The organism is Rhodospirillum sp. A1_3_36, assembly GCF_047263945.1.
Lineage (GTDB): Bacteria > Pseudomonadota > Alphaproteobacteria > Rhodospirillales > Rhodospirillaceae > Rhodospirillum.
Map to the genome: position 1 here is coordinate 119,155 of NZ_JBLAVB010000005.1, position 13,857 is coordinate 133,011.

The 13,857-nt window shown below is 61.8% G+C and carries 9 protein-coding genes; 8 read left to right on the forward strand and 1 reads right to left on the reverse strand.

Annotated elements, in window-relative coordinates; translation table 11 throughout:
* Positions 1–8: 8 nt before the first annotated feature.
* The 6 genes from ACLIRY_RS13215 to cybH all read left to right on the forward strand — a co-directional run bounded on the left by ACLIRY_RS13215 (position 9) and on the right by cybH (position 8,759).
* Positions 9–1,460, forward strand: a complete 1,452-nt coding sequence (locus tag ACLIRY_RS13215; protein WP_413205871.1) for a nickel-dependent hydrogenase large subunit — start codon at positions 9–11, stop codon at positions 1,458–1,460.
* A 118-nt stretch (positions 1,461–1,578) separates the two neighbouring features.
* Positions 1,579–2,583, forward strand: a complete 1,005-nt coding sequence (locus ACLIRY_RS13220) for a phospholipase D-like domain-containing protein (RefSeq protein ID WP_413205872.1) — start codon at positions 1,579–1,581, stop codon at positions 2,581–2,583.
* A 27-nt stretch (positions 2,584–2,610) separates the two neighbouring features.
* Complete coding sequence (gene hypF / locus ACLIRY_RS13225; protein ID WP_413205873.1) at positions 2,611–4,914, forward strand: carbamoyltransferase HypF; 2,304 nt, start codon at positions 2,611–2,613, stop codon at positions 4,912–4,914.
* Between the two features lie 172 nt (positions 4,915–5,086).
* Positions 5,087–6,196, forward strand: coding sequence for a hydrogenase small subunit (locus ACLIRY_RS13230; protein WP_413205874.1), 1,110 nt, complete (start codon positions 5,087–5,089; stop codon positions 6,194–6,196).
* A 3-nt stretch (positions 6,197–6,199) separates the two neighbouring features.
* Positions 6,200–7,990, forward strand: coding sequence for a nickel-dependent hydrogenase large subunit (locus ACLIRY_RS13235; RefSeq protein WP_413205875.1), 1,791 nt, complete (start codon positions 6,200–6,202; stop codon positions 7,988–7,990).
* A 13-nt stretch (positions 7,991–8,003) separates the two neighbouring features.
* Positions 8,004–8,759: a Ni/Fe-hydrogenase, b-type cytochrome subunit gene (gene cybH / locus ACLIRY_RS13240; protein ID WP_413205876.1), complete on the forward strand. Its 756-nt coding sequence runs from the start codon at positions 8,004–8,006 to the stop codon at positions 8,757–8,759.
* Positions 8,760–8,910: 151 nt separating this feature from the next.
* Here cybH and ACLIRY_RS13245 read toward each other — a convergent pair whose 3' ends face one another.
* Entirely contained in the window at positions 8,911–12,417 is a 3,507-nt protein-coding gene (locus ACLIRY_RS13245; protein ID WP_413205877.1) for an SNF2-related protein, read from the reverse strand.
* Between the two features lie 460 nt (positions 12,418–12,877).
* On the opposite strand from ACLIRY_RS13245, the gene ACLIRY_RS13250 reads away from it, so the two are divergent.
* Both ACLIRY_RS13250 and ACLIRY_RS13255 read left to right on the forward strand, forming a co-directional pair.
* Positions 12,878–13,525, forward strand: coding sequence for a HyaD/HybD family hydrogenase maturation endopeptidase (locus tag ACLIRY_RS13250; RefSeq protein ID WP_413205878.1), 648 nt, complete (start codon positions 12,878–12,880; stop codon positions 13,523–13,525).
* 3 nt (positions 13,526–13,528) lie between these two features.
* Positions 13,529–13,852, forward strand: a complete 324-nt coding sequence (locus tag ACLIRY_RS13255) for a HypC/HybG/HupF family hydrogenase formation chaperone (RefSeq protein WP_413205879.1) — start codon at positions 13,529–13,531, stop codon at positions 13,850–13,852.
* Positions 13,853–13,857: the final 5 nt, after the last annotated feature.

Below are 13,857 nucleotides of genomic sequence, written 5' to 3' on the forward strand. Positions count from 1 at the left end.
GACAGGACATGAGCGAAACGACACGCCTGATTGCCGGTCCCTTCAACCGGGTAGAGGGGGATCTGGAAATCACCCTGGACATCACCGATGGCCGGGTCCGGGAGGCCCGGGCCAATTCCCCCCTGTTCCGGGGGTTCGAGATGATCCTGGTGGGCAAGACGCCCCTGGACGCCCTGACCCTGACGCCGCGTATTTGCGGCATCTGCTCCATCAGCCAATCCATGGCCGCAGCCCGGGCCATCGCCCAGGCCATCGGCGTCACCCCCCCCGCCCCGGGCCAGTTGGTTGCCGCCCTGATCCACGCCGTGGAGAATCTGGCCGACCACCTGACCCATTTCCACCTGTTCTTCATGCCCGACTTCGCCCGCCCCGCCTACGCCGGGCGGCCCTGGCACGATCGGGTCGTGACCCGCTTCACCGCCACCGAAGGCTCGGCCATTCGCAGCGCGACCAAGGCCCGGGCGGATCTGTTGCACATCATGGGCCAACTCGCCGGAAAGTGGCCCCATACCCTTTCCCTCCAGCCCGGGGGCGTGACCAAGGCACCGGACGCCCGGGACAAGGTCCGTATCCTCGCCACCCTCAAGGCCTGCCGCCGCTTCCTGGAAACCGAACTGTTCGCCGCCCCTCTGGAGGAGGTCGCCGCCCTGGACGGCGAAGAGGCTCTGACCCGCTGGCGCCACGCCGCGCCCCGGGGAGACACCGGCCTGTTCCTCGACATCGCCGAAGACCTGGGACTGGACCGCATGGGTCCTGGACCGGCCCGCTTCCTCTCCCTTGGCGCCTACGAAACCGGAGCGGGGTTCCTCTTCGACCGGGGGCTGTTCAAGGATGGCGCCACGGGGCCGGTGCCCCTGGAACACATCGAGGAACACTTAGCCCATTCCTGGATGACCGGCGCCCCCGCCCACCCCTTCGCCGGAGTGACCCAACCGGATCCGGATATGGCCGACCCGGCCTATAGCTGGTGCAAGGCCCCCCGTCTGGCCGGGGAAACGGTGGAGGTGGGCGCGCTGGCCCGGCAGGTGGTGGACGACCATCCCCTCGCCCGCGCCCTGTTGCGCGATGGTGCGGCCAACGTGCGCGCCCGAGTCCTGGGCCGCCTGCTGGAGGTCGCCCGAACCGCCTTGGCGCTGGAAACCTGGGCGGCGACCCTCTCCCCCGGCGCCTCCCACATGGCCCCGACCCATGCCCTGGAAACGGGACGGGGCGCCGGTCTGGTGGAAGCCGCCCGGGGCTCCCTGGGGCATTGGTTGATTGCCCGGGATGGCAAGATTACCAGCTATCAAATCATCGCGCCAACCACCTGGAACTTCAGCCCCCGGGATGGCCAAGGCATCCCCGGCCCGGTGGAACAGGCCCTGGAGGGAGCCCCTGTCCTGCCCGGGGAGACCACCCCCCTGGCCGTCCAGCACATCGTGCGGAGTTTCGACCCCTGCATGGTCTGCACGGTGCATTAGAGTGCTCCGAGATCAAAATGAGCCACGTCTTGGCCCAATTTGGCCTCAAAGGCACTCTAGAATGTAATTAAATAGAGTGATTTGAGAGTGTCAATTTTTTCCATTTGGAGACATCATCATGTCCAAAATCTTGACAGAACGCGACACGGCTCCGACGTTCAAGAAATTATACGAAACTGAAGAGAATAGAGCACTCATAGCCGTTGCCTTTTGGGGTCAAGGGGCTTCAGAAGCTCTTGGGTTGAACCAAGGTATTAAGTCGAAGATATTATGCAACCTCGAATCTGGATGCACAAACCCGGAAGAGATACGGAAATTAATTCAATACGGACATACAGTCAGAACAAATAAAATATTACACAGCAAAATATATATTACGGGAGAATCCGCAATTATTGGATCATCCAATGCGTCATCAAATGGACTCTGTTTGAATAAAACAGAGTCGGAGAGCTGGCTGGAAACAAATATATTGTTAGAGGACGAAGCATCTGTTGAGCACGCCAAAAATAGATTTATTGAATTATGGGATAACGAAAACACAAATACAATAACAATGGAATCCTTGAGAGAAAGCGAAGAAAAATGGAAGTTAAGAAGAAAAAATACTCCTTTGCCATTGAATTCTGAAATTCCAGATTTATTTGAAGACTTCAATCAAAATGAAGAAATATTCTCAAATGTTTATATCTCAATCTACGACACAGACATATCAGAAGAAGCAAAAAGATACTCAAAACATTTAATCAAAGATATAAAAACACGCACCAAAGAAGAACCCACTGAAAGCAAAAAAGGAAGTCCCTTCTGGACGTATCAAATAGAAAATCTAAAAGAAAACGAATTATTAATTGATATAAATATTAAGAATGGGAGAAGACCAAAAAAAGCCAACTACCTAAAAGTAATTTTATCAGAACAAGAAATACCAAAAGAAAACCAAAAAATATCCATTACAATGAAAATAGATTACCTACAACCAATAGAAAATGGCCGTTGCTACAAACTAACAAAAGAGCAGTCAAAGGAATTAATAGAAGCGAGCAAAACAATATTTTATGAAGAAGAAAAAGAAAAAATCCCTCTTCGTGAGGTAATACTCAAAATGGAAAAGACGCGATGAACTCCCGCCAATAACCAGGTAGCGAGCATGAAAACCGTTCACATCCGTATCCGAGGCCAGGTCCAGGGGGTCGGCTTTCGCCCCTTCGTCTGGCGGCTCGCCCGGGAGCTGGGGCTGCGGGGAACCGTCCGCAACGACGGAGAAGGCGTCTGGATCCACGCTGCGGGGGAAAACCTGAACGCCTTCGCCCGTGCGCTATGGGACCAAGCCCCACCGCTGGCCCGAGTGGACTCCGTCGACGTCTCCCCCACCCCTGAGCTTCCCGAGGGCGAGGGCTTCTCCATCATCGCCACCACGGTGGGGTCTGCGCGGACCGGCGTGACGCCGGACGCCATGACCTGTCCGGCCTGTGCAACCGAGGTTCTGGATCCCGCAGACCGCCGGTTCGCTTACCCCTTCGCCAATTGCACCCATTGCGGCCCCCGATTTTCCATCGTCGAGGCCATTCCCTACGACCGGGGCAGCACCACCATGGCCGGTTTTCGCCTCTGCCCCGACTGCCGCAAGGAATATGACGACCCCGACGACCGACGGTTCCATGCCCAGCCCATCGCCTGCCCCTCCTGTGGCCCCAAGGCTTGGCTTGAAGTCGGTGGCAGCGGACGACTTCTGGACACCCCCGATCCCATCACGGCGGCGGCGGCCCATCTGCGAGAGGGGGCAATCCTGGCGATCAAGGGGATTGGCGGATTCCATCTGGCCTGTGACGCCCGAAACGAAAAAGCCGTGACCCGCCTTCGGGTCCGCAAACGCCGCCCAACCAAACCCTTCGCCCTGATGGCCCCGGACTTGGGCACCATCACCCACCATGCCCGGGTCTCCGACCAGGAAGCCCAAACCCTGGCGTCACCCGCCGCACCCATTGTCCTGCTGGAAATACGGGATGAAGGAAGCGCCCTCGGATCCACGGCAGAGGGCATTGCCCCCTCCGTCGCTCCCGAGCAATGGGCGCTGGGCTGGATGCTCCCCACCTCGCCCCTCCATCTGCTGTTGCTGCGGGCCTTTGGTGGGCCGCTTGTGATGACCTCGGGCAACCTGTCCGGAGAGCCCCAGGCCGTCGACAATGGCGAGGCGCGGGAGAAACTCGCCCCCTTCGCCGACCTTTTCCTGATGCATGACCGGCCCATTGCCCGACGTCTGGATGATTCCGTTGCGCGAGTAGTCGCCGGTCGGGCCCGCCTCCAGCGGCGCGCCAGGGGCTACGCGCCCGAAACCCTGCCCCTGCCGCCGGGTCTGGAAAAAGCGCCAGCGGTGCTCGCCCATGGGGCCTTGCTCAAATCCACGCTCTGCCTGACGCGAGAGGGGGAAGCCTTGCTCTCCCACCACCTGGGAGACCTGGACGACACTCTGACCGCCGAGGAATACGCCAAGGCCGACCGGGATTACGCCGAGCTGATGGACCACAGGCCGGACGTTCTGGCCCATGACCTCCACCCGGATTATCCCTCAACCGCCCAGGCAGAGGCCCGCGCCCGAGAAACCGGCCTGCCCCTGGAGCCCGTCCAACACCACCACGCCCATGTGGCCGCGGTCATGGCGGAGAACGGCTGGCCGCTGGACGGCGGCACGGTTTTGGGTGTCGCCCTGGACGGTCTGGGGTGGGGACCGGACGACACGGTCTGGGGCGGAGAATTTCTGCTTTGCGACTACCGGGACTTCACCCGGCTCGCTCACCTGAAACCCGTGCCCCTGCCCGGTGGAGGCGCCGCCCAATCGGAACCCTGGCGCAATCTGCTGGCCCATCTGGACGCCGCCGGACTGTCCAAGGACGCCGACCGCCTGCTCGACAGGCACCCGCTAGCCCCCTTGCGCGCGGCCATCACCAAGGGGGTAAACAGCCCCCTGTCCTCCTCCTGCGGGCGGCTGTTCGACGCCGTCGCGGCCGCCCTGGGCATCGCACCGGACAAGCAGAGCCACGAGGGCGAAGCCGCCATGGCCCTGGAAACCCTTGCCCGGCCCTTTATGGACAGCCAGCGCCTCCCCCATTACCACCTTCCTTTGGACGCCGGAGGTCGGCTGGATCCGGCCCCCCTTTGGCGCGCCCTCATGGATGACCTGGGACGGGGCGTGCCCCGGGGCATCATCGCGGCCCGCTTCCATCGGGGTCTGGCCGAGAGCATCGCGGAAACGGCTCTGACCCTGGCCGGAACCCATGCTGCAAGGGCCATCGCCCTCACCGGAGGCTGCCTCCAGAACGCCACCCTTCTGGAGGGAGTCCTCGAAGCTTTGGGCAACTTCCGGACGCTCACCCATGCCTTGGTTCCGGCCAATGACGGCGGGCTATCGTTGGGTCAAGCCGTGGTGGCAGGGGCGCGGCGGTGCGGGGGGTGACCCCCTGGAAAGCCCCTGACCACTCCCCCTGGAAAGCGGAAGGACAACACAGCCAGCGGCGCGCTACCCTTGGCTAACCAACTCATAAAAAAGCATATTTTTTTCGGCACGCGTTTTGCTTACCTCCATTCCCGAATGGGTACCCAAAGAACAAACTGGGGGAGGCGACCAAGTGAGCCAAACAACCGAAACCTTCTACGAGGTGATGCGCCGTCAGGGCATCACCCGGCGTAGTTTCCTGAAATTCTGTTCCCTGACTGCGGCGGCGCTGGGCCTGGGCCCGGCCTATGCGCCCAAGATCGCCAACGCCATGGAGACCAAGCCCCGCACGCCGGTGATCTGGGTCCATGGCCTGGAATGCACCTGTTGCTCGGAAAGCTTCATCCGCTCGGCCCATCCGCTGGTCAAGGATGTCGTTCTATCCATGATCTCGCTGGACTACGACGACACCCTGATGGCCTCGGCCGGTCATCAGGCGGAAGCGGCCCTTCAGGAAACCATCGAGAAGTACAAAGGCAACTACATCCTCGCCGTGGAGGGCAATCCGCCCCTCAACGAGGACGGCATGTACTGCATCATCGGCGGCAAGCCCTTCGTCGAGCAATTGCGCCATGCTGCCAAAGACGCCAAGGCCATCATCAGCTGGGGCGCCTGCGCCTCCTACGGCTGCGTCCAGGCCGCCAAGCCCAACCCGACCCGGGCCACCCCGGTCCACAAGGTCATCACCGACAAGCCGATCATCAAGGTGCCGGGCTGCCCGCCCATCGCCGAAGTCATGACCGGCGTCATCACCTATATGCTGACCTTCGATCGCATGCCGGAGCTGGACCGCCAGGGCCGCCCCAAAATGTTCTACGGCCAGCGGATCCACGACAAATGCTACCGCCGCCCGCATTTCGATGCCGGCCAATTCGTGGAGAACTGGGACGACGACGCGGCCCGGCGGGGCGAGTGCCTCTACAAGATGGGCTGCAAGGGTCCCACCACCTACAACGCCTGTTCGACCGTGCGGTGGAACGACGGCGTCAGCTTCCCCATCCAGTCCGGCCACGGCTGCATTGGCTGCTCCGAGGACGGCTTCTGGGACAACGGCCCCTTCTATGACCGGCTGGCCCAGGTCAAACAGTTCGGCATCGAGGAAAACGCCGACACGATTGGCCGTGCCGCCGCCGCGGGCGTGGGGGGCGCCATCGCCGTGCATGCCGCTATCTCGGCGTTGAAGCGCGCCCAGCACAAAAATGAAATCAAAGAAGAGCCCACCACTACCAAGGGGGAGGATTAATCCATGGTCGCCACGCCCAACGGCTTCAATCTCGACACCAACGGCCGCCGCGTCGTGGTCGATCCGGTCACCCGGATTGAGGGCCACATGCGCTGCGAGGTCAATGTCGACGAGAACAACATCATCCGCAACGCCGTCTCCACCGGCACCATGTGGCGCGGCCTGGAAGTGATCCTCAAGGGTCGCGACCCCCGGGACGCCTGGGCCTTCACCGAAAGAATCTGCGGCGTCTGCACCGGCACCCATGCCCTGACCTCGGTCCGTGCCGTGGAGGATGCGCTGGGGATCACCATCCCGGACAACGCCAACTCCATCCGCAACATGATGCAGTTGAATCTGCAGATCCATGACCACATCGTGCATTTCTACCACCTGCATGCGCTCGATTGGGTCAATCCGGTCAATGCCCTGAAAGCCGACCCCAAGGCCACCAGCGAGTTGCAGCAGGCGGTATCCCCCAGCCACCCGCTGTCCAGCCCGGGTTATTTCCGCGACGTGCAGAACCGCATCAAACGGTTCGTGGAATCCGGCCAGCTCGGCCTGTTCAAAAACGGCTATTGGGACAACCCCGCTTACCTGCTGCCGCCCGAGGCCGACCTGATGGCGGTCACCCATTATCTGGAAGCCTTGGATCTTCAGAAGGAAGTCGTCAAGGTCCATACCATCTTCGGCGGCAAGAACCCCCACCCGAACTGGCTGGTGGGTGGCGTACCCTGCGCCATCAACGTCAGTGACACGGGCGCCGTTGGCGCCATCAACATGGAGCGCCTCAATCTGGTGTCCTCCATCGTTGATCTATCCAAGACCTTCGTGAAGAACGTCTACATCCCGGACATCATTGCCATTGGAGGATTTTACAAATCCTGGCTTTATGGAGGCGGCCTCTCTGGAAAATCCGTCCTCGCCTATGGCGATATCCCGGAGAACCCAAGCAACTTCGACCCTGCCCAGCTCCACCTGCCCCGGGGTGCGATCATCGATGGCGACCTGTCCAAGGTCCATGAGGTCGATGTCCGCGATCCGGAGCAAATACAGGAGTTCGTGCCCCACTCCTGGTACAAATACGCCGACGAGAACAAGGGCCTGCACCCCTGGGACGGCGTCACCGAGCCGAACTTCGCCCTCGGCCCCAAGACCGTCGGCACCAAGACCGACATCAAGGAATTGGACGAAGCGGCGAAATACTCCTGGATCAAGGCCCCGCGCTGGCGTGGCCATGCCATGGAGGTCGGCCCCCTCGCCCGCTATATTGTCGGCTACGCCAGTGGCCACGAGGTCATCACGGACCAGATCAAGGGCCTGCTGAGCACCATGAATCTGCCCGTCACCGCCTTGTTCTCCACCCTGGGACGCACCGCGGCCCGGGCGCTCGAAGCCGATTACTGTGCCGACCTGCAACGGCACTTCTTCGACAAGCTGATTGCCAACATCAAGAACGGCGATTCCAGCACCGCCAACGTCGAAAAGTGGGATCCCTCCAAATGGCCGAAGGAGGCCAAGGGCGTGGGTATGACCGAGGCGCCGCGCGGCGCTCTGGGTCACTGGGTCCAGGTCAAGGACGGTCGCATCGACAACTACCAATGCGTCGTACCGACCACCTGGAACGGCAGTCCCCGGGACAACGAGGGCAATATCGGCGCCTTCGAAGCCAGCCTGATGGACACCTACATGGAACGGCCCGACGAACCGGTGGAGATCCTGCGCACCCTGCACAGCTTCGACCCCTGCCTGGCCTGCTCCACGCACGTCATGTCGCCCGAGGGCGAGGAACTCACGACCGTGAAGGTCCGTTGATAGGGAGGTGATCATGACCACTGGCATGAGCAAGCCGAATACTGCTGTCGCCGGAGCCGACGATGTCGCTCCGGAAGATATGGCCTCCCTGCAGAAAATCACTTCGGTCTATGTGTACGAGGCGCCGGTGCGCCTGTGGCACTGGATCAATGCCCTGGCCATCGTTGTTCTGGCCGTAACCGGCTATTTCATCGGCTCCCCGCCGCCCGCTGCGGCGCCGGGGAACACCTTTGATACCTTCTGGTTCGGCTATATCCGCTTCGCCCATTTCGCTGCGGGCTATGTCCTAGCCGTCGGTTTTCTCGGGCGGATCTATTGGGCGTTCGTGGGCAACCACCATGCCCGCCAGCTCTTCTACGTGGCCCTGTGGTCCAAGAAGTGGTGGAAGGAAGTGCTCTTCGAACTGCGCTGGTATTTCTTCCTGGAAAAGCGTCCGAAGAAATACGTGGGCCATAACCCCCTGGCACAATTCGCCATGTTCTTCCTGTTCACCCTGGGGGTGACCTTCCAAATCGTTACCGGCTTCGCCTTGTATGGCGAGGGTCTGGGCGAAGGAAGCTGGGCGGACATCCTGTTCGGCTGGGTGATCCCACTGTTTGGCGGATCCATGGATGTACACACTTGGCATCACATGGGCATGTGGTGGATCCTGATGTTCGTCCTCACCCATGTCTACGTGGCCATCCGCGAGGACATCATGTCGCGGCAGTCCATCGTCTCGACCATGATTTCCGGCACAAGGACTTTTAAGGACGACCTGCCGGATTGATCATCACAGGGGGTGCTTTCCCGTCACGGGGCTTTGCCCCGTCCCCCACTGGCTCAAAAAAAAAGGGGGTTTGGGGGCATTGGCCCCCAAATGGGCTTGGGCAATCGCCCAAAAAATCAGTCAACCTCCCTCCACACCTTCAGGACCCACATTACCCACGCCCCAGCAGGTACTCGATATCCTCCTCGCCGATGTCGAAGGGTGTGGCGCCGTCCTCGTCATAGAGCCCATCGGCCAGGGCCTGCTTGCGATCCTTCAACGCCTGCATCTTGACCTCGATGGTCTCCTCGGCAATCAGCCTGTGAACAAAAACCGGCTTGTCCTGACCCATACGGTAGGCGCGGTCCGTCGCCTGCCGTTCCACCGCCGGATTCCACCAGGGGTCATAATGGATGACCGTATCGGCGGCGGTCAGGTTCAAGCCCGTTCCGCCCGCTTTCAGGCTGATCAGAAACAGGGGCACCTCCCCGGCCTGAAAGCGGTTCACCACAGCCTCCCGATCGCGGGTCTTCCCGGTCAAGGTCACATAGGGGATCCCCAGTCCCCCAATCGCCTGTTCGATCAGATCGAGCATACTGGTGAACTGGGAGAAGAGCAGCACCCGCCGCCCCTCGGCGATCAGTTCGGGCAACATCTCCAAAAGCCGCTCCAGCTTTGCGGATCCGGCCTGCCGCGCCTTCGCGCCCTTGCCCCCGAGATCCGCTTTCGCAACCAGACGGGGATCACAGCAAACCTGTCGCATGCGCAACAGAGCTTCCAAAAGCTCGATATGGCTGCGGGCGAGACCCTTGCGGGCGATGGCCTCGCGCACCTTGGCGTGCATGGCCAAGCGGATGGCCTCATAGACCGCACGCTGTTCGTCTTCCAGGGCGACATGCTCGACAATATCGGTCAGCGGTGGCAATTCGGCGAGCACATCGGTCTTGGTTCGGCGCAGCAGATAGGGGCGCAAGCGTCGGGACAGGGTGCCTTGGAGGTCGATATCCCCCTTCTTCTCGATGGGCGTCCGCCACCGCTTTGTGAAAGTCGTCCGATCCCCCAACAGCCCCGGAGAGACGGCATTATAGAGCGCCCAAAGGTCCCCCAAATTGTTCTCCACCGGCGTCCCAGTCAGAGCCAGACGGTGGCGCGCGGAAAGACGCGCCAGCACCTTCGCCGCCGTGGTCCGGGGGTTCTTGACCGTTTGTGCCTCGTCCAGAATCAGCAGGGACCAGTCCTGACCGGCGAGAACATCGCCATCGCGGGTCAGCAAGGGATAGGTGCACAGGACGAGATCGTATTCGGCCAGACGGTCGAAGTCGGCCTTGCGATCCGGGCCATGCAAAACCAAGGTTTTCAGCTCCGGCGCAAACCGCGCGGCCTCGGCCCGCCAATTGCCCATCAAACTGGTGGGCGCAATCAACAGGGACGGCCTGTCCAGACGGCCCTCGGCCTTCTCGATGGACAGATGCGCCAGGGCCTGGACGGTCTTACCCAGGCCCATGTCATCGGCGAGGATTCCGCCGATCCCTGTCTCCCGAAGAAGCTGCATCCAGGCCACGCCAACGGCTTGATAGGGCCTGAGCTCCCCCAGGAAGGCCGGGGGCAAGGTGACCTCGGGAACCGAGCCCCCGATATCCCGCAACCGCCGACAGAGCGCCCGTTCCGCCTCGGCCCCCTTGAAAGCCACACCAAGACCCGACAGAGTCTCCTCGAAATCGACCAATTCGGCCATATCCAGTGCGGACAGACGAAGCCCTTCCCCGGACGCGCCCTCACGCCCGCCCCCGCCCATCAGGCCAATCAGCGCCTGCAGGATGGGCCGTAGCCGCTCGAAGGGCAGGACCAGCACCCGGCCATCGGCCCCTCTCACATGAAGGGTGGCCCCCTCCCCCGCGTCCTCAAGAAGAAAATCGTCGATGACATCGGCCGGGATTTGTTCCAACAGGCCCAACAACGGGGGCAAGAGGTCCACCCGCTCCCCATCGACCATCACGCCCAGGTTCAGGTCCAGCCAATCGATGCCACTCCCCTCGCCCGCCGCCACTTCGGCCTCGAAATTGCCATCGACAAGCACGGGCCGCAGGGGAAAATCATCGGCGACCTCCACAAACCACCCCGCCTCGCGCAGACGGGGAACGTCGTCAAGCAGCACCTCGACCCACTGGGAATCGAGGTCCCTATCCATATCGGGAGGCAGGGTCAGGTCATCCCGATGCTCTGGCCCCAAGATCACCAGCGGCAGAGAGATGGCCCGCGTGAAGCCCATGTCCGCCAATAGCGTCAAGGCCTTGCCTTCCTGGCCAATGGCCCGTTTGATTTCGACCGGTGTTTCCTCGATAAGGTGCGTCACCACCTTCTCTGCTTCGGAAACACCGATATCGATCTCTCCATACCGGAACCAAGGCCGGGCCAGGGGGAGCTTGTCCCCATCAATGGCAAAAGGCGACTCTCCCCAGACCCGACTTTTCGGTGCCTTGACCGTAAAAAGGCGCAAGCAGGGTACCAGGGCTTCCTTCACCCGACGAGCCTTGGGGAGGCTGCGCGGCAAGGAGCTCAATGGCACGGGACCGCCCCCCCTCTCCCCCAAAAGGTCGGAGAGCTTCGTCCGGACGGCCTCGACCTCCCCGGCTCCCAGGGGTGGCGCGGCCAACAGCGCTTCCAGCAGACGAGGAGACACGTCCAGAGCCAGGGGCGAGGCGACCATACGCCCGGGGTCGGTTGGGTCGATACGCACCAACCAGGGCGGCACCAGAGGCAACAGACAGAGTGACGCGGATTCGCCCTCCCCCCCATCCCCGGTGGACGCGAGTTCGGAAGCGGGTTCGACGGTGGGCCGCTGTCGACCATCCCTCCCAACGGTCCACGTCAGACGGCCCTGGCGGGAGGGGCCGCGTGTCAGAATGGGCCCATTGATATCCTCCCACCGGCCCCGCCCTGTCTTGAGGATGGTCTCCAAGATCTCCACCCCGTCTTCCCCCTTGAGGACACCCTGCCCCCAGCCCATGCGCCCCACCGTATCCAGCGCTTTCAGAATTTTCCGGTCGGAGGGCCGCAAGAACTGTCCCCCCCCTTGCGGCCCATAGACGCGGGAGGGGTCATAGCTATGGACAGTGCTGGAGAAGCTCCCGTCCTTCAGGAGGCGCGTGGATAAAACCTCAACCTCCAGCTCTCTCTGTTCGACCAAACCCGGACCATCTTCAACGGACAGGACATAGACCAAACGCTGGCGGATGCTGTCGGGGTACGCCTCTGCCTCCCCTTGTCCCACCTTCTCCAGGGTCTGAAGCCAACTGGTGATCTCCGGAGACAGGACATCCCGCTCTGCGGGAACCACGCGGTCTCGGTCTTCGGTTTCGCCGTCCCCCCCGGATGGCTCCGAGGGGAGACGGAGGACCCCATCGGCTTTGGCCTGGAGCAACAAGGCAACCACGTGCTTGCAGTTCACCTCCATCGGACAACTGCAGCTTCCAACAATCGTGAGCTTTCCAGACCGGTCGCGTTTCACCGTCATATGGGTGACGTAGGGCCGCGATCGGGTTCCCGACACCGTGCCCGACACCCGACGGCCATCGTGGGAAACCTCGGTAACCCTCGCCCGATCGGCGCGCTGGTAGCGTGCTCCCCGCTCCCAGGTGGTCTCGGAAAACTTTCGGCGAAGGGTATCAAGAGATGTCATGATCAAGGAAACTCATCGCAGGGGGCGCAAGACCCCGGTGAGGCAATCGCGACGGGATCGTCAACAGTATTAACCGAACCTCCCCCCCGGTCGTCTACCCATTCCCGTATCATCCAGGCAGGGCGGATTTCGAAACGCCAGACTGGATATTTCCATTCCAACAAACACCAGAACAGAAAACAAACATTCCACTCAACCTGACCAACGGATAAAACCGTTTTGTGAAGAAATGCGAGAGTCTGGAAAGCTTTTGACCAGATTAAGACGCATTGGCACGGCCCATGCAGTTAACCACCCCAGAACTGGAAAGCCGGTCACCGGCCAAAAGCAAAACCGAAAGCCCCGCGACCAATGCGGGTAATAATATCACCAAGGTCCAAGTGGATATCACCACAGGGCCACCCAAGGGTCCGCCCAAGCATCCGTGCGGCGCTCCCTGGGATCACGAGGGGGGACCAGCATGTCGAGCTCCAAGGGCCAACGGATTCTCATTTTAGGCATCGGCAATGTGCTATGGGCGGATGAGGGGTTTGGCGTGCGCTGCGCCGAGACCCTGGACGCCCGCTACGTCTTCCCCGATACCGTCACCGTTATGGATGGCGGCACCCAGGGCCTTTACCTGCTTCCCTATCTGGAGGACCACGACGCCCTGATCGTCTTCGACGCCGTGGATTACGGCCTGGAACCGGGGACCATGAAGGTGGTTCGGGGCGACGATGTTCCCGCCTTCATGGGCGCCAAAAAGATGAGCCTCCACCAGACCGGCTTCCAGGACGTGCTCGCCACCGCCACGTTGATGGGGTACTGCCCCGATCCCCTGCTGCTGATCGGCGTTCAACCCGTGGAGCTGGAGGACTACGGCGGAGGTCTGCGGGAGCTGACCGCCAGCCGGGTCGACACGGCCCTCCAGATCGCCCTGGACGAATTGCGCAGGGTCTTCGGCATCACTCCAGAGATTCGGATGGAGGCTTCCCCCGGTTTGACCCACCGCTCCATCGCCCGCGTGGACTATGAAACCGGCCGCCCCAGCGCCGAGGAGGCCTGTCGCATCGGCGACCCCCGATTTCTCGCCCCTGCGGGCGCCCGAACCAGCACGGGGGACCGTTAAGCCATGTGCCTTGGCATCCCCATGCGCATCCTCTCCGTCGAGGGGTTTTCCGCAGTCTGCGAGGCCGCGGATGGACAGACCGGATCCGTCGACCTCTCCCTGGTCGGCCCCCAGGAGCCAGAAACCTGGGTGCTCGCCTTCCTCGGCGCCGCAAGGGAAGTGCTCGACCCGGAGAACGCCGCCCAGATCTCCCGCGCCTTAGAGGGACTCCAATCCCTGTTGAATGGAGGCGATCTCGGAGACGCTTTCGCCGACCTGGAAGCCCGCGAGCCCGCCCTGCCACCCCACCTGGAAGCCGCCCGCCGGGTCGGCGCCAAGACCGCTTGAGGAGC

Coding starts and splice junctions, on each gene's coding strand:
- ACLIRY_RS13215 (WP_413205871.1), top strand. CDS start 9: ATGAGCGAAACGACACGCCTGATTGCCGGTCCCTTCAACCGGGTAGAG.
- ACLIRY_RS13220 (WP_413205872.1), top strand. CDS start 1,579: ATGTCCAAAATCTTGACAGAACGCGACACGGCTCCGACGTTCAAGAAA.
- hypF (WP_413205873.1), top strand. CDS start 2,611: ATGAAAACCGTTCACATCCGTATCCGAGGCCAGGTCCAGGGGGTCGGC.
- ACLIRY_RS13235 (WP_413205875.1), top strand. CDS start 6,200: ATGGTCGCCACGCCCAACGGCTTCAATCTCGACACCAACGGCCGCCGC.
- cybH (WP_413205876.1), top strand. CDS start 8,004: ATGACCACTGGCATGAGCAAGCCGAATACTGCTGTCGCCGGAGCCGAC.
- ACLIRY_RS13245 (WP_413205877.1), bottom strand. CDS start 12,417: ATGACATCTCTTGATACCCTTCGCCGAAAGTTTTCCGAGACCACCTGG.
- ACLIRY_RS13250 (WP_413205878.1), top strand. CDS start 12,878: ATGTCGAGCTCCAAGGGCCAACGGATTCTCATTTTAGGCATCGGCAAT.
- ACLIRY_RS13255 (WP_413205879.1), top strand. CDS start 13,529: ATGTGCCTTGGCATCCCCATGCGCATCCTCTCCGTCGAGGGGTTTTCC.